This is a genomic window from Kushneria sp. EE4 (assembly GCF_977968315.1).
Genome location: NZ_OZ386212.1, coordinates 1,361,513 through 1,384,756, shown reverse-complemented (window position 1 = coordinate 1,384,756; position 23,244 = coordinate 1,361,513). Strand labels below are relative to the sequence as shown.

The 23,244-nt window shown below is 59.1% G+C and carries 22 protein-coding genes; 18 read left to right on the top strand and 4 right to left on the bottom strand.

Annotated elements, in window-relative coordinates; all coding sequences use genetic code 11:
- Positions 1–151: 151 nt before the first annotated feature.
- Entirely contained in the window at positions 152–1,393 is a 1,242-nt protein-coding gene (locus ACXMYO_RS06395; protein WP_438767560.1) for a lipoprotein-releasing ABC transporter permease subunit, read from the top strand.
- Positions 1,386–2,108, top strand: a complete 723-nt coding sequence (gene lolD, locus ACXMYO_RS06390) for a lipoprotein-releasing ABC transporter ATP-binding protein LolD (RefSeq protein WP_457808158.1) — start codon at positions 1,386–1,388, stop codon at positions 2,106–2,108. Before ACXMYO_RS06395 ends, lolD begins: the two co-directional genes overlap by 8 nt.
- 70 nt (positions 2,109–2,178) lie before the next feature.
- Here lolD and ACXMYO_RS06385 read toward each other — a convergent pair whose 3' ends face one another.
- Together ACXMYO_RS06385 and ACXMYO_RS06380 are read right to left on the bottom strand one after the other, a co-directional pair.
- Complete coding sequence (locus tag ACXMYO_RS06385) at positions 2,179–2,976, bottom strand: SDR family NAD(P)-dependent oxidoreductase (RefSeq protein ID WP_457808157.1); 798 nt, start codon at positions 2,974–2,976, stop codon at positions 2,179–2,181.
- A gap of 123 nt (positions 2,977–3,099) precedes the next feature.
- Positions 3,100–3,621: a DUF2062 domain-containing protein gene (locus ACXMYO_RS06380; RefSeq protein WP_438767556.1), complete on the bottom strand. Its 522-nt coding sequence runs from the start codon at positions 3,619–3,621 to the stop codon at positions 3,100–3,102.
- Positions 3,622–3,706: 85 nt separating this feature from the next.
- On the opposite strand from ACXMYO_RS06380, the gene ACXMYO_RS06375 reads away from it, so the two are divergent.
- From ACXMYO_RS06375 to murB, 7 genes are all read left to right on the top strand, one after another.
- Positions 3,707–6,001 carry a DNA internalization-related competence protein ComEC/Rec2 gene (locus ACXMYO_RS06375; RefSeq protein WP_457808156.1) on the top strand — a complete coding sequence of 765 codons (2,295 nt, stop codon included), beginning with the start codon at positions 3,707–3,709 and terminating at the stop codon, positions 5,999–6,001.
- A 118-nt stretch (positions 6,002–6,119) separates the two neighbouring features.
- Entirely contained in the window at positions 6,120–7,874 is a 1,755-nt protein-coding gene (msbA, locus tag ACXMYO_RS06370; protein WP_438767553.1) for a lipid A export permease/ATP-binding protein MsbA, read from the top strand.
- A gap of 24 nt (positions 7,875–7,898) precedes the next feature.
- Positions 7,899–8,882: a tetraacyldisaccharide 4'-kinase gene (lpxK, locus tag ACXMYO_RS06365; RefSeq protein WP_457808155.1), complete on the top strand. Its 984-nt coding sequence runs from the start codon at positions 7,899–7,901 to the stop codon at positions 8,880–8,882.
- 14 nt (positions 8,883–8,896) lie between these two features.
- Positions 8,897–9,106 (top strand): Trm112 family protein, encoded by a 210-nt coding sequence (locus tag ACXMYO_RS06360; RefSeq protein WP_457808153.1) that lies wholly within the window; start codon positions 8,897–8,899, stop codon positions 9,104–9,106.
- Positions 9,103–9,891, top strand: a complete 789-nt coding sequence (gene kdsB, locus ACXMYO_RS06355) for a 3-deoxy-manno-octulosonate cytidylyltransferase (protein WP_457808152.1) — start codon at positions 9,103–9,105, stop codon at positions 9,889–9,891. The genes ACXMYO_RS06360 and kdsB overlap by 4 nt, the downstream gene beginning before the upstream one ends.
- Positions 9,867–10,367 carry a low molecular weight protein-tyrosine-phosphatase gene (locus tag ACXMYO_RS06350; RefSeq protein ID WP_457808151.1) on the top strand — a complete coding sequence of 167 codons (501 nt, stop codon included), beginning with the start codon at positions 9,867–9,869 and terminating at the stop codon, positions 10,365–10,367. The genes kdsB and ACXMYO_RS06350 overlap by 25 nt, the downstream gene beginning before the upstream one ends.
- Before the next feature lie 2 nt (positions 10,368–10,369).
- A complete protein-coding gene (murB, locus tag ACXMYO_RS06345; protein ID WP_457808150.1) occupies positions 10,370–11,371 on the top strand; it encodes a UDP-N-acetylmuramate dehydrogenase in 1,002 nt (333 codons plus the stop codon).
- 80 nt (positions 11,372–11,451) lie between these two features.
- Here the strand turns inward: murB and rne are convergent, their stop codons facing one another.
- Positions 11,452–15,069 carry a ribonuclease E gene (gene rne, locus ACXMYO_RS06340; RefSeq protein ID WP_457808149.1) on the bottom strand — a complete coding sequence of 1,206 codons (3,618 nt, stop codon included), beginning with the start codon at positions 15,067–15,069 and terminating at the stop codon, positions 11,452–11,454.
- 561 nt (positions 15,070–15,630) lie between these two features.
- On the opposite strand from rne, the gene ACXMYO_RS06335 reads away from it, so the two are divergent.
- The 3 genes from ACXMYO_RS06335 to sppA are packed head-to-tail and all read left to right on the top strand — an operon-like array spanning position 15,631 to position 18,323.
- A complete protein-coding gene (locus ACXMYO_RS06335) occupies positions 15,631–16,569 on the top strand; it encodes an RluA family pseudouridine synthase (protein WP_457808148.1) in 939 nt (312 codons plus the stop codon).
- A gap of 58 nt (positions 16,570–16,627) precedes the next feature.
- Entirely contained in the window at positions 16,628–17,320 is a 693-nt protein-coding gene (locus ACXMYO_RS06330) for an HAD-IA family hydrolase (protein ID WP_457808147.1), read from the top strand.
- A complete protein-coding gene (gene sppA / locus ACXMYO_RS06325) occupies positions 17,313–18,323 on the top strand; it encodes a signal peptide peptidase SppA (RefSeq protein ID WP_457808146.1) in 1,011 nt (336 codons plus the stop codon). Before ACXMYO_RS06330 ends, sppA begins: the two co-directional genes overlap by 8 nt.
- A 30-nt stretch (positions 18,324–18,353) precedes the next feature.
- Here the strand turns inward: sppA and ACXMYO_RS06320 are convergent, their stop codons facing one another.
- Positions 18,354–18,941 carry a Maf family protein gene (locus tag ACXMYO_RS06320; protein WP_457808145.1) on the bottom strand — a complete coding sequence of 196 codons (588 nt, stop codon included), beginning with the start codon at positions 18,939–18,941 and terminating at the stop codon, positions 18,354–18,356.
- 131 nt (positions 18,942–19,072) lie between these two features.
- Between ACXMYO_RS06320 and ACXMYO_RS06315 the strand changes: the two genes are divergently transcribed.
- The 6 genes from ACXMYO_RS06315 to acpP all read left to right on the top strand — a co-directional run bounded on the left by ACXMYO_RS06315 (position 19,073) and on the right by acpP (position 23,009).
- Positions 19,073–19,597, top strand: coding sequence for a YceD family protein (locus ACXMYO_RS06315; RefSeq protein WP_438767534.1), 525 nt, complete (start codon positions 19,073–19,075; stop codon positions 19,595–19,597).
- A gap of 38 nt (positions 19,598–19,635) precedes the next feature.
- Positions 19,636–19,812, top strand: coding sequence for a 50S ribosomal protein L32 (rpmF, locus tag ACXMYO_RS06310; RefSeq protein WP_115853021.1), 177 nt, complete (start codon positions 19,636–19,638; stop codon positions 19,810–19,812).
- Between the two features lie 21 nt (positions 19,813–19,833).
- Positions 19,834–20,835: a phosphate acyltransferase PlsX gene (plsX, locus tag ACXMYO_RS06305; protein ID WP_457808144.1), complete on the top strand. Its 1,002-nt coding sequence runs from the start codon at positions 19,834–19,836 to the stop codon at positions 20,833–20,835.
- 98 nt (positions 20,836–20,933) lie between these two features.
- Positions 20,934–21,890: an ACP S-malonyltransferase gene (fabD, locus tag ACXMYO_RS06300; RefSeq protein ID WP_438767530.1), complete on the top strand. Its 957-nt coding sequence runs from the start codon at positions 20,934–20,936 to the stop codon at positions 21,888–21,890.
- A gap of 51 nt (positions 21,891–21,941) precedes the next feature.
- Positions 21,942–22,682 carry a 3-oxoacyl-ACP reductase FabG gene (gene fabG / locus ACXMYO_RS06295; protein ID WP_457808143.1) on the top strand — a complete coding sequence of 247 codons (741 nt, stop codon included), beginning with the start codon at positions 21,942–21,944 and terminating at the stop codon, positions 22,680–22,682.
- 93 nt (positions 22,683–22,775) lie between these two features.
- Positions 22,776–23,009: an acyl carrier protein gene (acpP, locus tag ACXMYO_RS06290; RefSeq protein WP_019951639.1), complete on the top strand. Its 234-nt coding sequence runs from the start codon at positions 22,776–22,778 to the stop codon at positions 23,007–23,009.
- Positions 23,010–23,244: the final 235 nt, after the last annotated feature.

Below are 23,244 nucleotides of genomic sequence, written 5' to 3'. Positions count from 1 at the left end.
ATCCGCTCGATCGGTGGGGCAGAAATCTGCAGGTGTTGGCGCATGGCCCGAGTCGTATTTTACCACTGACAGGGATTAAGGCGACGCCTGATGCAGGGTGGTTCAAAAGTCCGTACCATACCGACTCCTGTCACTGGATCCCAGGCCAACAATGCTTGATCGAATTCCCTTCCTGATCGGGCTTCGCTATACGCGAGCCAAGCGGCGCAACCATTTTATCTCCTTTATCTCGCTGACCTCGATGCTCGGCCTGACGCTGGGCGTGGCGGTACTGATTCTGGTGCTTTCAGTCATGAACGGCTTTGACCATGAGCTGAGAACCCGTGTACTGGGCATGGTCCCGCACACCCGCATCGAGGCGCAAAACGGCGTCAACGACTGGCGTGCGCTGGCAGAGCAGATGCAAAAACATGACCATGTCGTGGGAGCAGCGCCCTATATCGAGCAGCAGGGCATGTTCTCCTCCAATGGTCAGACGCAGGGGGCCATGATCGAGGGCATTCTTCCTGATGCCGAGGAAAAGGTCTCCATTATTGGTAACCACATGGTGGGCGGCACGCTGGCCTCCCTTCAGACCGGGGAGTGGAATGTCGTTTTGGGCAGCTCCCTGGCCAGAAATCTGGGGGTCGGGCTGGGCGATAGCGTCACCCTTTTGATCCCCGAGGCGTCCATTACCCCCGGCGGCGTTTTTCCCCGTTTGAAGCGTTTTACCGTGTCCGGCATGTTTCAGGTGGGGGCACAGCTTGACGGCAACCTTGCCTATACCAGTCTGGGTGACATGAAAACGCTGGCACGCCAGTCCGGTGAAGCTCAGGGGGTGCGCCTTAAGCTCGACGATCTCTTCCAGGCGCACAGCGTCACCCGTGACATCATCAATTCCATGCCGCCTGGCTACCGCGGGATCGACTGGACCTATACGCAGGGCAATCTTTTTCAGGCCATTCAAATGGAAAAGCGCATGATCGGACTGCTGCTGATGGTGATCGTGGCGGTAGCGGCGTTCAATATTGTCTCGACGCTGGTCATGGTGGTCACCGACAAGCACGCCGATATCGCCATTTTGCGCACGCTGGGTGCCACACCCGGCGCCGTCATGGGCATATTCATGGTGCAGGGCATTACCATCGGGATTATCGGCATCGTTCTGGGCGTTCTTGCCGGCATCGGGCTGGCGCTGTCGATTGCCGACATCATCAGCTGGGTCGAATCCGCATTCGGTATCCAGTTTCTTGATCCCAGCGTTTATTTCATCAGCTATTTGCCCTCACGTCTTGAGTTGTCGGATGTTCTGGTCGTCACCGGCGTGGCCCTTTTGCTGAGTTTCCTGTCGACCCTTTATCCGGCGTGGCGAGCCGCGCGCGTACAACCGGCCGAGGTGCTGCGCTATGAGTAGTCAATACGATGCGGGAAAGCCGTTGGAAGGCGATGCCATGCTGGCGTGCCGATCTCTGACACGCGTCTATCAGGAAGGTCCGCAGGATCTGACCGTGCTGGACAATCTGGAGCTGAGCGTGGCTGCCGGCGAGCGAATCGCAGTGGTCGGCAGTTCCGGCAGCGGCAAGACCACGCTGCTGAATCTGCTGGGGGGGCTGGACCGGCCGACACAGGGCGAAATACTGATCGGCGGACGCTCGATCAAGGGACTTTCCGAGTCCGCCATCGGTCGGTTTCGCAATCAGCACATCGGGTTTGTTTATCAGTTTCACCATCTGCTGGCTGAGTTCACGGCGCTGGAGAATGTCTCCATGCCGCTGATCATTCGCGGTCAAAGCCGCAGTGAGGCCGCCAAAAAAGCCAAAACGCTGCTTGAAAGGGTCGGTATGGCGCCCAGAGGCGAACACAAGCCCGGAGAGCTTTCAGGCGGCGAGCGCCAGCGTGTGGCCATTGCGCGCGCGCTGGTGACGGACCCGAGCCTGGTACTGATGGATGAGCCCACCGGTAACCTTGACCAGGTAACGGCGCGCCAGATTCTGGATTTGATGGATGAGGTGGCCGAGCGCTCACGCAGCGCGTTCGTGGTTGTCACCCATGATATGGCGATCGCCCGGCATCAGGACCGGGTGCTGCGCCTTGATCAGGGGCGCCTGGCCCCCGATGTCATGACCTGATCGTGATTTGTACGTACGAAAAAAGGCCCGTCAGTTCTGCTGACGGGCCTTTCGTTTGTCCAGTCATTGATCAGTTCTGAACGGACATCACGGCGCCACCGTCAACGCGAATATTGGACCCGCTGATAAACGAGCCGCGCTCGGAGACGGCCAGCGCGATAGCAGCAGCGACTTCTTCTGGCTGTCCACGGCGCTTGAGCTTGATGCCGGGGCGCTCTTCTTCAAGAAAGCTTTCTACCGCCTCATCGAAGGAGCAGCTGTTCTCCGTTGAGCGCTTGTCCATCATCCCATCGGTCATGGGCGATTCAATGAATGCCGGCGAGACCGTATTGCAAAGGATGCCGTTTTCCGCCTCGCCATAGGCCAGGTTTTTGACGAACGTGGCAAGCGCTGCCTTGGAAACGTTATAGACGGCTTCATCCCAGTAGGGCTGCACGGCATTTTCCGAGGTGATGCAGACAAAGCGTCCCCAGCCCTTTGCGCGCATGGTGGGAAAGGTGGCGCGTGCCATGCGAACGGCGGACATGAAGTTGATCTGCCAGGTGTCCTCGAAGTCTTCATCGCCGACTTCAAGAGGATGACCCTTGGCGCCGGTAATGCCGGCCGTGTGGACCACTATATCAATGGTGCCAAAACGATCGATGGCCGCCTGCGCCAGCGCATCAACATCTTCCTGTCGGGTGATGTCCGCCTTGTGGCAAATGATTTCGCCCTCCATCTTTGCGACATCCTTTTCAAGCTGCTCGATGTCCATGTCGGACAGAACAAGCCTTGCACCTTCATTGGCAAGCTCACGCGCGGCAGCAAGCCCCAGCCCACCCTTGGCACCGGTAATAATGGCGACGCGATCGGTAATTCCCAGATCCATGATGTCGGCTTCCCTGTCGATAATGGATAGACATGCCTGCGAGTCAGGCAGAACCAACATAGTTTAAAAAACGCCGGGGAGAAACGTGGCGGTGGATCATTGCGCGCGGGCTCGGGGGAGAGCTCAGCGCTGGCGCCGGTGCAGGCGGCGTTTGCGCCAGATACGCAGGATGTGCCAGCGCCAGCAAAGGCGCGTCAAGATGTTGGCTACGATGCCGATAACGAGGGCACAGACCAGCGACCCGATGATCAGGGACGGCATCATGTCGACCAGCTGATTGGCAAACCAGCTGACGCTGACTTCATCGGGCAGGGCGCGCGGCGGTGTCTGCAGCACCCAGGCACCCACCCGGTAAGTCACATAGAACACGACAGGCATGGTCAGGGGGTTGGTCAGCCATACCAGCGCCAGGGCCAGCGGCAGATGGCCGCGCAGCCACCAGGCGCCAAGAGCTGCCACCAGCATCTGTCCGGGAATCGGCAGAAGGGCGCAGAAAAGTCCAACGGACATGCCATTGGCGATGCTTCGCCGCGTGATCAGCCAGAGCGCAGGGTTACCGAGCAATGGGTGAATCAGGCGAAGCGATTTACGGCGCCGAATGGTCTCCGGGTCCGGCAGATAGCGTTGAATAAATCGGCGCAGCATCAGGCAGCGTCCTGACTAAACGAGGTCACCATTATCCCTGAACCCCGCGGATGAGGAAAATCTTTCTGAATATCATGAGCGTTTTGTGCCCATTCGTCGTGAACTGATTGATTGCGCAAAAGGTATCCGTCTCCCGCTGCTGTGTCTTTCAGCCTGCGTCGGTGCCTTGCTGGTGCGGCTGCCTCAGGAAACATGGCTGTGGGCGGTTGCGCTTTTCTGGCTGTTGGCGGCAGCACTGTATCACCGGCTGTTGTTGCTCATGGCCCTTGTGTTGACCCTTGCGCTGTATCACGGCGTGACACAGTGGCCTGAACCGCTGGCGCAGGGGCTGGCCCGACAGGACGTGACGCTGACCGGACGCATTGTGTCGCTGAAGCGTCTGGAAGGGCGCGCACGAATTGATTTTGCGGTCACGAGCTGCCGGGAGCCGGCCGGGCTGCCGGCCTGTGACAGGCTTCAAAACGTTCGTCTCGACTGGTATCGGCCACCGGCGCTTGAAATCGGGGAACGATGGCGGCTGACGGCACGGCTAAAGCCGCCACACGGCTTTCGCAATCCCGGCCGGTTTGACTATGGCGCATGGCTTGTCGACCAGGGGTTTGGGGCCACCGGCTACGTGCGTGACCCGGAAAGCGCCAGGCGCCTGCAAAAGGGCGTCGGACCGGCATTGACTCAGCGCTGGCTCGCTTCACGCGTGCATGATGATTTTACCCGGCGCTGGCTGCAGGCGCTGACGCTGGGAGACGGTGGTGCGCTGGAAACGGCGCAGTGGACACTGCTCAGGGAGACCGGTACGACGCATCTGGCCGTGATCTCGGGGCTTCATGTTGGGCTGGTATCGGGCTGGGTACTGTTTCTCGCTCGCTTTCTGGCTCGACGACTTCAGCCCTGTCGCTGGCGCATGCTTAACTGGCCCTGGTGTCTGGCGGGGCTGGCAGCCGTGGCCTATGCCGCCCTGTCGGGGTTTGCGCCGCCGGCCGTGCGCGCGGCCATCATGACCCTCATTGCGCTCTGGACCGGCAGTGGTCGGCATGCTCCCGGCGTATGGCAGGCATGGTGGCTGGCGCTTTTGATTGTCATCATGACCGCACCTCTTTCTCTACTGCGTCCGGGGCTGTGGCTCTCCTTTGGCGCCGTTGCCGTGCTGATACTGGCCTGGCGCTGGCGGGAGAAGCCGCGCTGGTGGTACGCGGTGCTGAGAAGCCAGGGGCTTTTGAGTCTGGCAACCGGTGCCGCCACGCTGCTTGTGTTTGATCAGCTGGCCAGCCTTTCGCTTTTGATCAACCTCGTCGCGATCCCCTGGGTTTCCATGATCATGGTGCCGCTGGCACTGCTTGGCTGGTTGCTATCCCCTGTACCGGGCGCCGGGCAATGGCTCTGGTGGCTTTTCGGACAGACCGCCCATATCTTTGAAGCCAGCCTCGAACAGGTTCGACAGTGGCAGCCCCGGTGGCAGCCTGGCGACGAACAGATAGGGCCTCTGGCCGTCATGGAGTTTCTGATCTGTCTGGTATGGCTGCTGCCCGGGCTGGCACGTTCATGGCGATGGACGGCCAGCGCCATGGCAGTTCTTTTGTGTCTGGGAAGCAGTAGCGCGCCCGCGCTGAAAAGCGGGGAGCTGTCGCTGGTGGTCCATGACGTTGGTCAGGGGCAGTTGATCGATATTCGCACGGCCCACGGGCGCTGGCTTTATGACAGCGGCCCGCGCTCACGCTCGGGTTTTATGGCGATTACCACGCTCTGGGATGATCCTCAGCACTTTGACGGCGTCATCGTGTCGCACGGCGACATGGATCATGCCGGGGGCGTTTCCGTACTCAAGTCGGTTCACAGGGTCGATCACTGGTGGGCGCCGCTACCGGATACCATCGATGTCGATGCACTCAGGCCCTGCCGTGCCGGCGCCTCATGGCGAGTGGATGGCGTCAGCTTTACCTTTCTCTGGCCGCGCAGCACGGCCACCATGCCGGCAGGGGAAAATGATCGTTCCTGCGTACTGCTGATCGAAAGCGCCCATCATCGCTTTCTGATCACCGGTGACGCCGGCAAAAGCGTTGAATCCCGCATTGTTGCCCATTACCAGCAGCCCGTCGATGTGCTGGTGGCCGGCCACCATGGCAGTCACGGCAGCTCTTCACAGCGCATGATCGACCTGCTCAAGCCGAGTCGCGTGATCTACAGCGCCGGCTATCTCAATGCATACGGCCATCCCGCCGATCGCGTGGTCAGACGGTTTCGTCAGGCCGGAAGCTGTCAGTGGAATACGGCCCTTGATGGTGCCATTGCCGTGGCAAGCAGCGCCGCCGGGATCGGTGTCAAACCCCAGCGGGTCGTCAGCGGTGTCGAACGGTGCCGACCTGGGGTAGAATCCGGCCGGTGATTGCCCAGGGGCAGTCTTCGATTGTGATCGATAGCGGGGCATCGTTATCGTTGGGTTCGGCGCTGCCGGCGTCCTGACGTGTTTACCCGGTATCATTATCAGCCAGGCAGGAGAGCCCGTGAAGTCAAACGCCAGTCTGACGCTGTACGCCCGTCTGCTGACCTATGTAAAGCCTTTCTGGAAGGCCTTTGCGATCGCGCTGATCGGCAATGCCATCTATGCAGGCTCCAGTACTCTCATGGCACGCATCATGGAGTTTCTGACAGACGGTATACAAAACCCCGATGCCGATTTTCGTCAGGCCCTGCCTTTGATGATTATCGGCATTTTCCTTGCCCGTGGTTTTGGCACCTTTCTGGGTTCCTACGGTATGGAGTATGTGGCGCGCAACGTGGTGCATCGCCTGCGTGTGTCGGTATTTGATCAAATGCTGCATCTACCGGGGCGCTTTTACGATGAAAACAGCGGCGGCCATCTGATTTCACGCGTGACCTATCACGTTGAGCAGGTCACGGGTGCTGCCACCAAAGCGCTCAACGTGGTGCTGCAGGAGGGCATGCTGGTACTGGGTCTGACGATCTATCTGTTCTGGGTCAACTGGAAGCTGATGCTGATCTTCATTGCAGTGACCCCCTTGATCGGGTTTGTAGTGGCCTGGTGCAGCAAGCGCTTTCGCAAGCTTTCGCGGCGAATTCAGAAGTCGGTGGGTGAAGTGACCCATGTGGCATCCGAGACCATTACAGGCTACCGAGTGGTTCGTACGCACGGGGCAGAGCAGCATGAATACGATCGCTTCAACCGAGCCAGTCAATACAACCGCGACCAGAGTCTGAAAGAGGCTCTGACCAAGGCCATCAGTGCGCCGGTTATCCAGACGATGGTGGCCGTGTCGCTGGCATTGCTGGTCTGGCTGGCACTGGCGCCCGAGCTTCTGGGCAACATGAGCCCCGGTCAGTTCATCGGCTTTATTACCGCGGCCAGCATGATCATCAAGCCCATCAAGTCGTTGACGGAAATCAACGGCGTCATTCAAAAGGGACTGGCCGCGGCCCAGGAGCTTTTTGAATTGATGGACAGACCGCGTGAGCCGGATAACGGCACGCGCGACCCGGGACGCGTCCAGGGGCGTGTCAGCTTTGAAGAGGTGCGCTTTCGCTACGGCAGCGACCTGCCGGATGTGCTCAAGGGCATCAGTCATGAGGTGCGTTCCGGCGAGATGATTGCGCTGGTCGGGCGATCCGGCAGTGGCAAGAGCACCATGATGAATATGCTGCCGCGTTTCTATGACGCGACAGGCGGGCGCATCTGTATCGACGGAGTGGACATCCGTGATTACTCAATGCAGGCCCTGCGCCGCCAGATTGCGCTGGTGACCCAGAATGTCACGCTGTTCAATGCCACTGTGGCTGACAACATCGCCTACGGTATCGACAACGCCACGCGCGAGGCTGTGGTGGCAGCGGCTCAGGCGGCCTATGCCGATGAGTTTATCGAACGCCTGCCACAGGGGTATGACACTCTGGTCGGTGATAATGGCGTCATGCTCTCCGGCGGCCAGCGCCAGCGCATCGCGATCGCGCGTGCCATTTTCAAGGATGCCCCCATCCTGGTGCTGGACGAGGCGACCTCGGCACTGGATACGGAGTCCGAGCGCTACATCCAGCAGGCGCTTGAAAGGGTCTGCGAGGGTCGTACCACCTTTGTCATCGCGCACCGGCTGTCGACCATTGAACAGGCCGATCGAATACTGGTCATGGACAACGGCGAAATCATCGAATCGGGCGATCATGACACGCTACTGAAAAATGACGGTGCCTATGCCGCGCTGCATCGCATTCAGTTCAGCGAGGAGCGCACCAATGTCCCTGTATGAGTGCCTTCCAGGGGCGTCGTGTTCATGAAGGGGCTTGAAAGCGCCTGGTACAACGGCGCCCGCTGGCCGGTGCTGCTGACGCCGCTTGAAATGCTGTACAAGCGTATTGCGGATCGCCGTCGTCAGGCTTATCACAGCGGTCGGCGTGAAATCTGGGCGTCGCCGGTACCGGTCATCGTTGTCGGTAACATCACGGTAGGCGGTACCGGTAAATCACCCTTGACCGCATGGCTCGGGCGCTGGCTGCAGGATCAGGGCTGGGCGCCCGGCATCATTTCACGCGGCTACGGTGGCCACGCGCCGCGCTATCCCTTCTATGTCAGCGAAAACAGTGACGTGGCCCATGCCGGCGATGAGCCCGTCATGCTGGCCCAGCAGACACATCTGCCTGTCGTGGTAGACCCGGATCGTCCGCGTGCCGCGCGCAAGCTGATTGCTGCCGGCTGCAATATTTTGCTCTCCGATGACGGGCTGCAGCATCACGCGCTGGGGCGGGATATCGAGCTGGTGGTGGTCGATGGCGCCCGCGGATTTGGCAACGGTCGCTGTCTGCCGGCAGGGCCATTGCGTGAGCCGCTTTCCCGGCTGGCGGAAGTGGATGCTGTTATCTCCAACGGCGATCTGCAGGCGCCGGAGGCTGTCGCGCAGTACACCATGTCTCTGGTGCCCAGTGCCTGGCGTCACCTCAATGACGGTGTTTGCTATAGTATCGAGGCCCGGCCTTTTGACGGGCGAGTCCATGCCATTGCCGGCATCGGTAATCCGCAGCGTTTTTTCAAAACGCTCGAGACGCTGGGTGTGGCATTCGATCAGCACCCGTTGCCGGACCACCATCGATTTTCGGCGCAGGATGTGCGTTTTTCCGATAATCGCCCGGTGGTCATGACGGCCAAGGATGCCGTCAAGTGTCGCCCCTTTGCCAACGAACGATGCTGGTCACTGGATGTTGAAGCGCGCCCCGAGCCGGCACTGATCGAGTGGCTGGCAGCGCGTCTTGAAAAACTCTGATGCAGGAGAAAGAAATGGACCAGGAACTGCTTGCCATGCTGGTGTGCCCCGAAAGTGGTGGAAAGCTCGAATACAATCGGGACAGCGGCGAGCTATTGTGTCGCGAAAGCGGATTGGCCTATCCCATCACGGATGGTATTCCCGTCATGCTGGTCAGCCGTGCTCGTCGCCTGAGCGTTGAAGAATCGCTTGGCAAGGCGCAGGGGACATCGGCGGCGTCATGAGTCAGGCCTTTACCGTTGTAATTCCGGCCCGGTTTGCCTCACAGCGCCTGCCCGGCAAGCCCCTGCTTGATATTGCCGGCAAGCCCATGATCGAGCATGTCTGGCAGCGTGCCGTGGCATCAGGGGCCACCCGTGTGCTGATTGCCACCGATCACGAGCAGATCGCCGGTGTCGCTCGCGCTTTCGGTGCCGAAGTCGTGATGACACGGGAAGACCACGTCAACGGCACCTCACGCCTGACAGAGGTCATCGACAAACTGGGACTCGAGGATTCAGCCTGTATTGTCAACGTTCAGGGCGATGAGCCGTTGCTGCCCAGCAGCCTGATCGATCAGGTGGCGGCATCACTGCAGGGTGACGAGAGTGCGGCCATGGCAACGCTTGCAGAGCCGATTACCGATCGAGCGACCCTGATGCGTGCCAGCGTGGTCAAGGTGGTCCGTAACCATCAGGGGCGCGCTCTTTATTTTTCACGCGCACCCATCCCCTGGGATCGTGATCGCTTTGATCCGTCAGTCTCCGAACCGATGGAGGATGGTCACGATCCAGGCGAGGGCTGGCTGCGACATATCGGTATTTACGCTTATCGCGCATCCTTTCTGCGTGATTACCAAACACTTCCGATAGCGCCCGTGGAGGCCTGCGAGCAGCTTGAGCAGTTGCGGGCGCTTTATCACGGTCATGCCATTTCCGTTGCCGTGGCCACCGAGCAGTATCCCGCCGGTGTGGATACGCCCGAGGATCTGGCGCGCGTACGCGAATGGCTGACAAGGAGATCAGATTGACTCGAGTCCTGTTCGTCTGCCTGGGGAACATCTGTCGTTCTCCCATGGCCGAAGGCATTTTTCGTCAAATGGTACATCAGTCGGGGCTCGACGCCCGAATCGAGACGGATTCCTGCGGTGTGGGCGACTATCACGTGGGAGAGCCGCCCGACCCGCGGGCCATGCGTGAAGCGCAGCAGCGCGATGTTGATATCACCGAGCTGCGTGGCCGCGTGGTTCGTCGGGATGATTTTGACCGCTTTGATTACATTCTCTGCATGGATGGCGACAACCTTGAGGCCCTGCAGAAAATGGCGCCCGACAGCGGCCGAGCGCACGTGGGCCTTTTGATGGATTTCGCCAGTGAAGATACCGGTACGGAAATTGGTGATCCCTACTTCGGCAATACCGACAATTTCGGACGAGTGGCCGATCAGATCACTGCCGGCTGCCAGGGGCTTCTCGAACGGTTAAAACGCGGGGAAGCATCGGATTGAGGATGCAGTACGGCGTTGGCCTTCAGTCATATAACACGCTGGGTTTTGAGGCCACGGCCCGAGCGCTGGCCGAAGCCGATTCCCTGCTTTCTCTCCAGCGCGTTCTCGCCGCGGGCCGGCCGCGATTCGACCGCGTTATCCCGTTGGGGGGCGGCAGCAATCTGGTCATGAAGCCTCGTATTGACGCCCTGATGTTGCGCTACACGGGGCGGCGCATCTGGCAGGAAAGCGTTAACGAACATGAGGCGCTCTGGCATGTCGAGGCGGGCGTGAACTGGCACGCGCTGGTCGAGGAAACCGCTGGCAGCGGCTGGTGGGGCATCGAGAATCTGGCATTGATTCCTGGCTCGGTGGGGGCGGCTCCCATTCAAAACATCGGCGCCTATGGCAGCGAGATCGGTGACGTGATCGAAAGTGTGCATGTCGTGCACATCGAGGATGGTCGCTACGAAATTATTGACCATGCTGGATGTGATTTCGGCTACCGGCACAGTGTTTTCAAGACCGCGCTGGCCGGCAGGGTCGTGATTGTCAAAGTGGTATTAAGGCTCGATCGCAAGGGGTATGCGCGACTGGGCTATGGCGATCTTGCCGCTCGTTTGCCGGTCGCGCCCGGGCCCTTTGATGTCGTCACTGCGGTGGCTGACATGCGCCGGGAGAAACTGCCTGACCCGCAGTTACTCGGTAATGCGGGCAGTTTTTTCAAAAACCCGGTGGTGTCGCGGGAGCAGGCCGAAAGGCTGACAACGCAGTGGCCTGCAATGCCGGTCTGGAAGACGGCGCAGGGTGCCAAACTGGCGGCTGGCTGGTTGATCGACCAGTGTGGCTGGAAGGGCTATTGCAGCCATGGCGTGGGGGTTCATCAAAAGCAGGCACTGGTACTGGTGCATTACGGTGGCGCCAGTGTAAAGGACCTGCTGGAACTGGCCGAGCGCATTCGACATTCCGTTGATGCACGTTTTGGCGTCACGCTTGAAATGGAGCCCGGCATCATCGGAGAGTAGCGGTTCAGAGACTTTCAGAACCGGCGGCATAATAAAAGGCCCGCTCCATTGGAGCGGGCCTTTTTCATGCAGGCTTTGCGTTATTCACCGGAAGACTGGTTTTCACGCTGTTCGCGCTGCTGCTGGCGACGACGCTCACGCGGGTCATTGTGCGCACGGCGGCGCTGACGCTTTTGAGAGTCAGTCTCCTTTGCAGGCGTTTCGCCTTTTACCAAAGCGCTATCAGAGCCTGTCGCCTTGTCAGCGTCTTTATCAGCCGCAGGCTTGTTACTGGTAGCGGCAGTCGCGATGCCTTCACGCTTGCTATCTTCCTTGCCGGTAGTGGCCTCGGGTTGCGCAGATCTGCCGGCATCAGCGGCGGCAGGCTTGTCGGCGCTTTTGGTAGCAGTGGTACCGGTTGCCTGGCTTGACGCCTGATCGGCTTCGGAGGTGGTCGCGCCTTTCGGTGCGGTCTTTTCCGTGCCCTTGTCACGTGCCGTCACGCTTTGCTTGTTGATGTCGCGTGCCGGGGCTTCGTTTGAAGCCTTTGCCGCTACAGGTGCATCGGCGGCTTCTCGAGAAACCAGATGCGGCTGCTCACGCGGCGTTGCCTCGCTTGCCACGGGGGCCGTGGAGGTTTTGCCGGCATCAACATCTTCTTTCTTTGCATCGGGTTTCGCATCAGCCGAAGAGCGCTTGTCGGCGCCTGCATCTGCTTTTTCGGTTTCTTTGGCAGATGTCGAAGCAGCATCAGGCCCGGATTGTTTCTCGGCCTTTTTACCTGTTGCTTCGGTAGTCGGCTTGTCTGATGCGACAGCAGCGCTTTCACCGGGAGCCTTTTGCCTGACCGCCTCGGATGCTTCGCTTGATGACTTGAGGGCAGCATCCTTGCCCTTGTCAGCGGCATTTTCTGTTGTCGCGACGCTGGATTGCGCCGCTGTGGCAGACCGACCGGTTTTCGCATCCTGCTGATCCGAAGTGCTTTCAGAGGTCGACGAGTCACGGCCGAAGGTGGCGCTAACCGATTTTCGACCGGCTCCCGGCGCCTTCTCGTCAGAAGCTGGCGCTTTCTCGCCAGAAGCCGCTGCTTTTTTATCAAAAGCGGGCGCATTTTCCTTCGCAGAAGAAGCGTTTTTCGAGTCGGCAGTGTCCTTTGTGGCAGCGATATCTGTCTCTTTCGAGGTAGGCGCATCACTGGACTGCGATGTCGACGTCTCTGGGGCGGTGTTGGCCGTTTTATTGCCGGAAACTGCTTCCCCGGTCTGTGCCAGCCCATCAGCACCGGCAGTTTCCGCGGTCCGGCTTTCTTCAGCCTGCAGGCGCTCCTGCTCTGCAACGGCCTCCGGGTTCAGGGCCTGCTTGCGGCTGCGCTGACGCGGGTTATTGCGAGTACGACGAGCCTTGCCATCATCACCATCCTGAGACTGAGCAGGAGACTGTTGCGCCGGCTCGGCCTGCGCGCTTTCCGTTTTGGCAGGCGCGTCGGCTGCGGGCTTTTTACGCTCGCTGTCGTCACGTGATTTTTCGGGGCCCTTGTCTACTGCAGCGCTTTGCTGACGCTTGTCGCCGCGATCGGGGGCGGCGTTATCGCCCCTGGATGGCGTACCATTTTGCTGACGCTTGTCATTGCGATCGCTGGTAGCGCTGTCACCCTTGTCAGAGGCACCGTTTTGCTGGCGCTTGTCGTTACGCCCGCCGGTATTATCGCTCTTGTCTGAATCGCGTGACGGCCGGTCACGACGATTTTTGTCGTCACGTCCCTTGTCGGAAGATGTACGCTTGTCGTTGCGAGCGTTTTTGCTTGCGGTGCTGTCATCGCGTTTGGCGCTGTCGCGACGGCTGTTGCGCTGTTCGCCGCTGTCCGAAGAAGCTTTCTGTTCCTCTCTTGCTGCAGTGTCCTGAGCAGAAGATGGCTGCTTTTCGGTCCGTGTGGCCGGTTGAGTGCTTTCCTTGCGGGGCTGGTCGCTTTGAGACGGGGTGCTGGCAGTTTCCTGCTTGCTGGTGCTCTCGTCACTGCCCATCAGGCGATTGAAGCCTTTCATGAGACGGTTCAAAAAGCCCGACGGCTCTTCGTTGGCCGGCTCGGCAGCGGCAGTCGGCTCGGGGGCCGGCGTGCGATGGGCAACGGAACGTACGGCAGCCTCGGCACGCTTGACGGGCTTGCGATAGGTTTCGCTTTCATCTTCGGGCGCCTCGAAATCGTCTGACAGCTCAAAGCTTGAACGTGCCGCTTCTTCGGGATCGACCTGATCGTCGCGATAGCGCTGAACATCGTAGTGCGGTGTTTCAAGTTCAGGCTGCGGCAGCAGCATGACGCGCACACCCTGGCGACGCTCGATATCGGCAAGGACGTTACGCTTTTCATTAAGCAGGTAGGTGGCGACCGGTACCGGCAACATGGCGCGGATCTGCGAGCTGCGATCCTTCATCGCTTCTTCTTCGATCAGGCGCATGATCGACAGCGAAAGCGAGCGAACATCTCGAATGGTGCCTTGACCGTTGCAGCGCGGACATACCACACCGCTGGTTTCACCCAGTGAAGGTCGCAGGCGCTGGCGCGACATCTCCATCAGGCCGAAACGCGAGATCCGACCGATCTGTACGCGAGCGCGGTCAAGTTTCAGGGCGTCACGAACGCGGTTTTCGACTTCGCGCTGGTTGCGGGCAGGGGACATGTCGATGAAATCGATCACCACCAGACCGCCGATATCGCGCAGGCGCAGCTGACGGGCAATTTCGTCGGCCGCTTCCACGTTGGTCTGCAGTGCGGTCTCCTCGATGTCGCCGCCCTTGGTGGCGCGCGAGGAGTTAATGTCGATGGATACCAGTGCTTCGGTATGGTCGATGACGACAGAGCCGCCCGAGGGCAGTTTGACTTCACGCTCGTAGGCCGTCTCGATCTGAGATTCGATCTGGAAACGAGAGAAGAGGGGCACATCGTCGTTATACAGCTTGATCTTTTGCTGATACGACGGCATGACCTGCTTAACGAAATTGAGCGCTTCTTCATGCACGTCAACGTGGTCAATCAAGACCTCGCCAATGTCCTGGCGCAGGTAATCGCGCATGGCGCGGATGATAACGTTGGATTCGCGATAGATCAGGAAGGGGGCCGAACGCTTGCCGGCTTCTTCGGTAATGGTTTCCCAGACCTGTACCAGATAGTCCAGGTCCCACTGCAACTCTTCAGAGGAGCGACCGATGCCGGCGGTACGCACAATCACGCCCATCTTTTCGGGCATGGTGAGCTGGCTCATGGCTTCTTTCAGCTCGGTGCGTTCATCGCCTTCGATGCGACGCGAGATGCCGCCTGCCCGCGGGTTGTTGGGCATCAGTACCAGAAAGCGACCGGCCAGGCTGATAAAGGTGGTCAGTGCCGCGCCCTTGTTGCCGCGCTCTTCCTTGTCGACCTGGACAATGACTTCCTGGCCTTCCTTGATGACTTCCCGAATATTGGGTCGGCCGTTACCGGAAGGTTCCTTCGAGAAGTATTCGCGCGAAATTTCCTTGAGCGGCAAAAAGCCATGGCGGTCGGCGCCGAAATCAACAAAGGCGGCTTCAAGGCTGGGCTCGACCCGGGTGATACGGCCGCGATAGATGTTGGCCTTTTTTTGTTCCCGGGCACCGGATTCGATGTCGAGGTCGTAAAGTCTTTGACCATCGACCAGCGCGACTCTCAGCTCTTCAGGCTGCGTCGCGTTGATAAGCATGCGTTTCATGTTGTCTCACTGACTAAGCGTACCGCCAGACAAATGCCGTGCCACAATTGTTATCAACCCCTAAGGTCGATCGACTGTCGCGCCGGGCATCGGTACAGCCGAATCGCGGGCCAGAGTGTTTGTGCTCAGCGCATGTCTACAAGTATGTTTCAATTTCCTGGGCGCCATACAGACGTGCCCGGAAAAGGCTTCATGATCATGTTGAGTACGTGACCGCCTGAAGACATGTCGCGGCAGCATGGTTGCTTAACCGGTCTTCCAGTGGGGCGGTCACACCTGATGGCCATCAATTCGACAGCACCGGCTTTCGGTACGGAAATGGTTTATCCCGTGATGCGAAATCCGGGTACTTCAATACTGCCAGGTGCCGGGTAAATATCCTCCGGCGACTGTTCTGTTGCTTCGGCCTGCGTGTCATCTGATGCAGGCGCTGTCAGGTCTTTCAAACCTTAAGGAAGCCCCCGGAATATAACAGTAAACCCATGTGCCCACAATCGGGGCCATCACCACGTTATTTCGCTACAATGCCGGCCCTTACAGCAGGTAAAAGAGGAAATTAACATGGCCGAGGGGCGTGGCGTTCAGTGGCTTGAAATCGATGAACATCATGATGGACAGCGGCTGGATAATTTTCTTCTTGCCCATCTCAAGGGCGCGCCTCGCACCCTGATCTATCGGATCATTCGCCGCGGTGAAGTACGCATTAACGGAGGGCGTGGAAAGGCGAGCCGGCGTCTGATCAAGGGAGATCGGGTGCGGGTGCCGCCGTTGCGCCTGACCCCCCAGGAGGCTGTACAGGAGGTCAGCGATAATCTGCGCCATGTCATCACAAACAGCCTTTTGAAGGAAACGCCGGACTGGATGGTGTTCAACAAGCCCTCCGGGCTTGCCGTGCACGGTGGCAGCGGCGTCAAGATCGGGCTCATCGAAGCCCTGCGTCAGATCCGTGATGACCTGCCTTATCTTGAACTGGTGCATCGACTGGATCGCGATACGTCCGGATGCCTGCTGGTGGCAAAATCCCGTAGTGCGCTCAACTTTCTCAGTGATGAACTGCGTCAGCACCGAATGCAAAAGCATTATATGGCACTGGTAGAAGGGGGGTGGCCGGTCGAGCGCCATGAGGTCGATGCGCCGCTTTTGCGCTTTGAGCTGGCCAACGGCGAACGGCGTGTAAGGGTGGACGCCGCCGGCAAGGCCTCCAGGACACGCTTTACGCTCGTTGAATCCCTGAAGGGTGCCTCGCTTGTGGAGGCAGAACCCGTCACGGGGCGTACCCATCAGATTCGCGTACATGCCGGCCATGCCGGCCACCCTCTGCTGGGGGATACCAAATATGGCAGTACCAGCGGAGAGCGTCTGGCCACACGCTGTGAGCTGTCTCGCCTTTTTCTGCATGCGCGAATGCTTGGGTTCACTGACCCCGCCTCGGAACAGCTCGTCCAGCTGCATGCTCCCCTGAGTGATGATTTGCAGAATGTGCTGGCACGCCTTCGCTAACAAATGCCGCCGATGCAGGCGGTCCATCGATGGGTAGGTTAAAAGGAGCACGGCAGCGATGCGGTATCGTCTGATCATCTTTGACTGGGATGGCACGCTCATGGATTCGGCAGATCGAATCGTGGATTGCATGCAACGGGCAGGAGACGATGTGGGCTGGCCTGCACTGAGCGACGAGGCCGTGCGAGATATTATCGGTCTCGGCCTGCCTGAAGCCATTGCCCGGCTGTGTCCCGGCATTGAGGGCGAGCGGGCCGAGCAGCTTCGCAAACGCTACTCACATCATTTCGTGACCGCTGAAAAGGAAGGGCCTGCCTTGCCGTTTTTTGATGGTGTGGAAAAGGGGATCTCCCGCCTGCGGGCAATGTCTGACCTGAAACTTGCCGTGGCTACCGGCAAGAGCCGCCGGGGGCTGGATCGAATTTTTATCGAGCGCGATTGCGGTCACTGGTTTGATGACAGTCGCACAGCGGATCTGACTCGCTCGAAACCCGATCCGCTCATGCTGACCGAGCTGCTTCAAACGCTGGATGTCGCTCTCGAAGAGGCTGTCATGATCGGTGACAGTGTCCATGACATGGGCATGGCGCAGGCGCTGGGCATGGATCGGGTCGCTGTCACCTGGGGTGTGCACAATGCACAGCAGCTGGGAGATTTTTCACCCGTTGGCGTGGTGCACAATTTCCATGAACTGATGTCGTGGCTGGCGCCGACGGTCTGTCGGCACACAGGGAGCGGGGTGCATGAGTGATCAAAAAGATCGATGGACGGGGCGCGACATGACAGACGCCGAGGCGACGGCTGAAGACCCTGCTCGGGTAAGCGAATCCCGTGAGGCGCTCATGGAGCGGTGGTTGCTCGAAATGGTGCGCGAGCAGCGTCGAAGCCGCCGTTGGAAAATTTTCTTTCGTCTGCTGTTCTGGGGCTTCTGGATTGCGGTGGCGGCCATCGTGGCCTTCATGATGACAGGAGATCGGGAGTCGCTGGCAGGCAACCGTGTCGGAGTCGTCAAGGTGGAAGGGGTCATCGACAGTCGCTCGCCGGCCAGTGCCGAAAGGGTCATTCGAGGGCTGAACAATGCCTGGCGGGGCTCGGATACGGCGGTGGTGTTGCAGATCAACAGTCCTGGCGGCTCTCCTGTACAGTCGCAGCGTATTTATGACGAGATTCGCCGTCTTCGCAGCACCGATGACAAGCCCATTATCGCTGTCATCGAGGATATCGGCGCCAGCGGTGCCTACTATATCGCCTCCGCGGCGGACGAGATTTATGCGGCGCCGGCCAGTCTTGTCGGATCCATCGGCGTGGTTTACTCGGGATTCGGCCTTGAAGGCGCGATAGACAAGCTGGGCGTTGAGCGGCGTGTATTCACCGCCGGTGAAAACAAGGACATGCTCGATCCGTTTCAGCCCGTCAACGAGGAGCAGCGCCGCTTCTGGCAGCACGTCCTTGATCAGACGCATGATCAGTTCATCAATGCTGTTAAAGCCGGCCGCGGGGATCGCCTGTCGGATGATCCGGCACTTTTCTCGGGTCTGGTATGGACCGGGGAGGAGGCTGCTGACAAGGGGCTGACGGATGGTCTTAAAAGCGTTGATGATATCGCACGCGATATGACCGGTAGTGCCAAAACCACAGACTACACCCAGAGCGGCGATCCACTCGAGCAGATCTCACGCCACTTTGGCCGGGTGGCCGCCCAGTATCTGGGAATCGATCTGCAGACCAGCGAGTCGCCTGTTCGTCTGCGCTGATCCGCGGGGCGATGTGTCGTTTAAAAGGGCTTACGCTTGGAGTAGCGGGTTGGTGCCGGCATCGCGCAATAACCGACAAAGGGCGATGAGTGGGAGGCCGATCAGCGCGCTGGGATCGGTGGTTTCGATGCCATCAAAAAGCGCCATGCCCAGTTTTTCCATGTAAAAGCCGCCGGCGCTGTCGATGGCCGGCTCTTTTCTGACATAGCCTTCGATTTCGCATGGATCAAGCGTACGCATGTCCACGCTCGTAAGATCGACGTGGGTGGCGCAGTGATGGCGACGTGTGTCCAGCAGGGCAACGCCTGTAAAAAAGCTGACCCGCTGCCCGGAAAACCGCTCCAGTTGCCTGCGCGCGCCGTCGAGGGTGCCGGGCTTTCCCAGTCGCTCGTTATCGATGCTGGCCACCTGGTCGCTACCGATAATGAGATGGTGGGGATAGTGCTCTGCCAGGGCACAGGCCTTTTCATGCGACAAACGCTCGGCCAGTCCGTGTGGCGTTTCACCCTCCCGGGGTGTTTCATCGATATCGGGGGCGTGGCAATGAAAGGGCAGACCAAGACGGTCCAGCAGTTCGCGGCGCGAACCGGAGCCGGAGGCAAGAACGAGCAGGGACATCATTTCTCCTGAAACTTGTGTCAGAGCAGAAAGGCAGGGCCGTCATTTAGAACAGTGTCTGTTGCTTCAAGTGTATTGTTTGCAACAACTCTTTTGACACTTTCACGGACAATCCCTATTATTGCGCGCCTATGTCAACCACGCGACTACCCAAAACGGTCGAGCCCTATCGGCTTGCTGCCAGCGGCGAACGTCTGGAAGGGAGAATTCTTCTCTCTGCCATGCCTCGTATCGTCGATGCTATCGGTCGGCAGGAGGTGGAATGTCATATTGTCATGACGTTTGATCTCGATGCCCAGCGACAGCATTACATCGAAGGCTCATTTGCTGCCGATGTCGAAATGCCCTGTCAGCGATGCCTGCAGGCCATGCCGGTTCATCTTGAAAGCACCTTTCTGCTTGGCATGGTGACCAGCGATGAGCGTGCAGCAACGCTGCCGGCACGCTATGAGCCGGTGCTCGTGGAAGACGAACATCTGGATCTGCTGCCGGTTGTCGAGGACGAACTGCTTCTGACACTGCCGCAGGTGGTCTATCACGATGAAGCGGATTGCGCCGTTTCTCGCGATTCGCTGCAAAGCGGTGACGAAGTCGAGCCAACGCCGGCGCGAGCCGATAACCCGTTCAGTGTGCTTCGTTCCCTGAAGGATCACTGAGTCATTTCTGACGTTACGTTACAACCGGAGACAACCCCATGGCTGTCCAAAAGAATCGCAAGTCTCGTTCCAAGCGCGGTATGCGTCGTGCCCACGATGCGCTGACCGCTCCGACGCTGTCCCAGGACAAGGAAACCGGTACTACTCACCTCCGTCACCATGTCGCACCGGACGGATACTATCGTGGCCGCAAGGTCATCGACGTCGAAGAATAAATGGTTCGGGCGATGCCGCCCTTGCGTATCGCCATCGACGCCATGGGCGGGGATTACGGTCCCCGCGCCACTGTTCCCGGAGCAGCACTTGCACTGGCGCAAAGACCCGAGGTCAGCGTCACGCTCTATGGCAGACGTCATCTGCTTGATGTCGAACTCTCCCGTTTGCCCATCTCCCTTGCTCATGTCCGCGCCCGCATCAATCTTGTTGAAGCCGGTGACAGCCTTCCCGCTGGCATGACGCCCTCGCGACTCCTGCGCGATGCCCCTTTCGGCAGCCTCCATGCAAGCCTTGTCGCACTGCGCAATGATGAAGCCAGCGCCTGCGTCAGCGGTGAGCATACCGGTGCCATCATGGCGCTGGCACGACGTGACGTTGGCATGCTGGACAGCGTTGCTCGCCCGGCCATCAGTGCGGCCATACCCACTGCCTCTAATAGACCCTGTTACATGCTCGACCTGGGCGCCAATGTGGATGCCAGGCCCGAGCATCTTGTGGACTTCGCGTTCATGGGCGCTGCAATGGTCAGGCTGGTAGACGGTGTCTGTCTTCCGCGTGTGGGGCTTTTGAATGTGGGCACCGAAAGCGGCAGGGGAGAGCGTCGCGTACGGGAAGCCGACGCGCTGCTTCGCGGTGTCGATCACACCCATTTTGAATATATCGGCTACGTGGAAGGTGATGCCCTTTTTGCCGGCACCACGGATGTCGCAGTCTGTGATGGCATGGTGGGCAACATTGCGCTCAAAAGCAGTGAAGGGCTGGCGCGCATGCTGGCGATGCGTCTTCAAACCGGATTCAAGACCGGTTTATATGCACGTATGGCAGGGCGTCTGGCCGCGCCCGTGCTGCGTCGTTTTCTGCAGGAACTCAATCCGGTGCGTTACAATGGCGCCAGTTTTCTGGGGCTCAGAGCCACCGTGATAAAAAGCCATGGCGGTGCACAAGCCGAAGGCTTTGCCTATGCTGTGCGCCGTGCCGTGGATGAGGCAGCAATGAATTTGCCGCACAGACTGATGTCATAAGGTCATTTCGTGTGGCGAAGCCGAAAGCGAGCCGGCATCATGGTCCTTTATGAAGCTTCGCTTATTCAATCTTTAATGAGTTAGTACAGGTGAATCAGATGAGCAATGCCCTCGCCCTGGTCTTTCCCGGTCAGGGTTCTCAGCAGCTGGGCATGCTGCGAGAGCTCGCCGAACGCTATAGCGTGGTGAGAACGACTTTTGAGGAAGCCTCCGACGCGCTGGGATACGATCTCTGGCACGTAACGCAGGAAGGTCCCGAGTCGGCGCTCAATACCACTGCCTGCACCCAGCCGGCACTGCTGACTGCCAGCGTGGCCATCTGGCGTGTCTGGCAGGAGCTTGAGGGCCCGCGACCAACGGCCATGGCCGGACACAGCCTTGGAGAGTACAGTGCACTGGTCTGTGCCGGTGCCATGAGTTTTGCCGATGGCGTTCGACTGGTGCGTCTGCGCGGTGAAGCCATGCAGGACGCTGTGCCGGCAGGTCAGGGCGGCATGGCCGCCATACTGGGGCTCGATGATGATGTCGTGGAAGCGGTCTGTGAGCAGGCGGCTCAGGGCAGTGTTGTCTCGGCTGTCAATTACAACTCGCCCGGCCAGGTCGTCATCGCCGGCGAAAAGGCCGCGGTCGAACGTGCCATCGTTTTGTGTCAGGAGCGCGGCGCCCGTCGTGCCATGCCGCTGCCGGTGTCGGTACCTTCGCATTGCGCGCTGATGAAGCCTGCTGCAGAACGCCTTGAGCAGGCCATGGCGGATATCGATCTGCGCCAGCCGCGCTATCGTGTTATCCAGAATGTGGATGCCGCCTGGCACGACGATCTTGATACCATTAGGGCGTGTCTGGTACAGCAGCTCTATCGTCCGGTCCTCTGGACACGATGCGTGGAAGCGCTGTCCGGGCAGGGTGCCGGCGTCTTTATCGAGTGCGGCCCCGGCAAGGTATTGACCGGGCTGGGCAAGCGAATCGCACGCCAGAGCCGCGGCCTGGCCGTTAACGACCCCGAATCGCTTGCAGCCGCCATCGAGCTGGCAAAAGAGATGCCGGAGAGTCAGTAACGGCATTTCAATGAGCATGACAAGACATCAAGCCCAAAAGGGACGGTAAGCATGAGTGAAGCAAGAGTGGCACTGGTTACCGGTGCAACACGTGGCATTGGTCAGGCCATTGCTCGTGAGCTGGGTCGACAGGGCCATACGGTCATCGGTACGGCGACCAGTGAAGACGGTGCGCGCCGCATCGAGGATGATCTCGCCGCGCATTCGATCACCGGTGCGGGCATGGTGCTCAACGTGACCGACAGCGAGGCCATCGATCAGGTGCTCAAGGAGATTGGCGAGCGTTTCGGTGCGCCGCTGATTCTGGTCAACAATGCCGGTATCACTCGTGATAACCTGTTGATGCGCATGAAGGATAACGAATGGGATGAGGTTCTGGATACCAATCTCACCTCGGTCTATCGTGTTTCAAAGGCCTGCATGAAGGCAATGACTCGCGCACGCTTTGGTCGCATCATCAATATCAGTTCCGTTGTCGCGACACTGGGCAATGCAGGGCAGAGTAACTATGCTGCGGCAAAGGCCGGCATGGAAGGGTTTACTCGTTCACTGGCGCGCGAGCTTGCCTCACGCAATGTTACCGTCAATGCAGTAGCGCCGGGTTTTATTGCAACCGACATGACCAGTGATCTGCCGGAGAAACACAAGGAATCATTGCTGAATCAGATTCCGCTGTCGCGCTTGGGGCAACCCGAAGAAATTGCAGCGGCGGCGTGTTTTCTGACCAGTGATGTCGCCGGGTATATCACCGGTGAAACGCTGCATGTCAATGGCGGCATGAACATGCGCTAGAGCCGGCAAAGGACGTTGTTGCGTCCAAGAAAGACGGTCTATAAACTACCGCCAGTTTTGATCTGGCGACTCGTAAACCAGGAGTGATGATAAATGAGTACCATCGAAGAGCGCGTTAAAAAAGTTGTTGCCGAACGTTTGAACGTCAAGGAAGAAGAGATCCAGAACAGCTCTTCCTTCACTGAAGATCTGGGCGCCGACTCGCTCGACACAGTGGAACTGGTAATGGCTCTCGAAGAGGAATTTGATACCGAAATTCCCGACGAAGAAGCTGAAAAGATCACGACCGTGCAGGAAGCGATCGACTACATCGTCGCTCATCAGTAAGTTTCTGGCGCGATCCGGCCCTTCGGGGCAGGGTTGACCTGTAAAGCCGCCCCATTAGGGAGCGGCTTTATTTTTAAATAAAATTGACCGGTAGACGGTACAGGCTGCGCCGGGCCTTTCAAGCTGAACCATCAAGGGTATATCAGTCAGAGACCGCACCGGCAGAATCGGTATAATGGCCACGATATATCTTGCAGCAGGCGGTCGGGTATCCAGCAGGAATTCAGGCTCTCGA

Excerpts from the sequence above, each read along its gene's own strand:
- ACXMYO_RS06330 (WP_457808147.1), top strand. The coding sequence starts at position 16,628 with ATGCGGTATCGTCTGATCATCTTTGACTGGGATGGCACGCTCATGGAT.
- ACXMYO_RS06335 (WP_457808148.1), top strand. The coding sequence starts at position 15,631 with ATGGCCGAGGGGCGTGGCGTTCAGTGGCTTGAAATCGATGAACATCAT.
- kdsB (WP_457808152.1), top strand. The coding sequence starts at position 9,103 with ATGAGTCAGGCCTTTACCGTTGTAATTCCGGCCCGGTTTGCCTCACAG.
- rpmF (WP_115853021.1), top strand. The coding sequence starts at position 19,636 with ATGGCTGTCCAAAAGAATCGCAAGTCTCGTTCCAAGCGCGGTATGCGT.
- ACXMYO_RS06350 (WP_457808151.1), top strand. The coding sequence starts at position 9,867 with ATGGCTGACAAGGAGATCAGATTGACTCGAGTCCTGTTCGTCTGCCTG.
- ACXMYO_RS06315 (WP_438767534.1), top strand. The coding sequence starts at position 19,073 with ATGTCAACCACGCGACTACCCAAAACGGTCGAGCCCTATCGGCTTGCT.
- lolD (WP_457808158.1), top strand. The coding sequence starts at position 1,386 with ATGAGTAGTCAATACGATGCGGGAAAGCCGTTGGAAGGCGATGCCATG.
- lpxK (WP_457808155.1), top strand. The coding sequence starts at position 7,899 with ATGAAGGGGCTTGAAAGCGCCTGGTACAACGGCGCCCGCTGGCCGGTG.
- ACXMYO_RS06385 (WP_457808157.1), bottom strand. The coding sequence starts at position 2,976 with ATGGATCTGGGAATTACCGATCGCGTCGCCATTATTACCGGTGCCAAG.
- ACXMYO_RS06320 (WP_457808145.1), bottom strand. The coding sequence starts at position 18,941 with ATGTCCCTGCTCGTTCTTGCCTCCGGCTCCGGTTCGCGCCGCGAACTG.
- ACXMYO_RS06360 (WP_457808153.1), top strand. The coding sequence starts at position 8,897 with ATGGACCAGGAACTGCTTGCCATGCTGGTGTGCCCCGAAAGTGGTGGA.
- fabD (WP_438767530.1), top strand. The coding sequence starts at position 20,934 with ATGAGCAATGCCCTCGCCCTGGTCTTTCCCGGTCAGGGTTCTCAGCAG.
- ACXMYO_RS06395 (WP_438767560.1), top strand. The coding sequence starts at position 152 with ATGCTTGATCGAATTCCCTTCCTGATCGGGCTTCGCTATACGCGAGCC.
- sppA (WP_457808146.1), top strand. The coding sequence starts at position 17,313 with ATGAGTGATCAAAAAGATCGATGGACGGGGCGCGACATGACAGACGCC.
- fabG (WP_457808143.1), top strand. The coding sequence starts at position 21,942 with ATGAGTGAAGCAAGAGTGGCACTGGTTACCGGTGCAACACGTGGCATT.
- rne (WP_457808149.1), bottom strand. The coding sequence starts at position 15,069 with ATGAAACGCATGCTTATCAACGCGACGCAGCCTGAAGAGCTGAGAGTC.
- acpP (WP_019951639.1), top strand. The coding sequence starts at position 22,776 with ATGAGTACCATCGAAGAGCGCGTTAAAAAAGTTGTTGCCGAACGTTTG.
- ACXMYO_RS06380 (WP_438767556.1), bottom strand. The coding sequence starts at position 3,621 with ATGCTGCGCCGATTTATTCAACGCTATCTGCCGGACCCGGAGACCATT.
- murB (WP_457808150.1), top strand. The coding sequence starts at position 10,370 with ATGCAGTACGGCGTTGGCCTTCAGTCATATAACACGCTGGGTTTTGAG.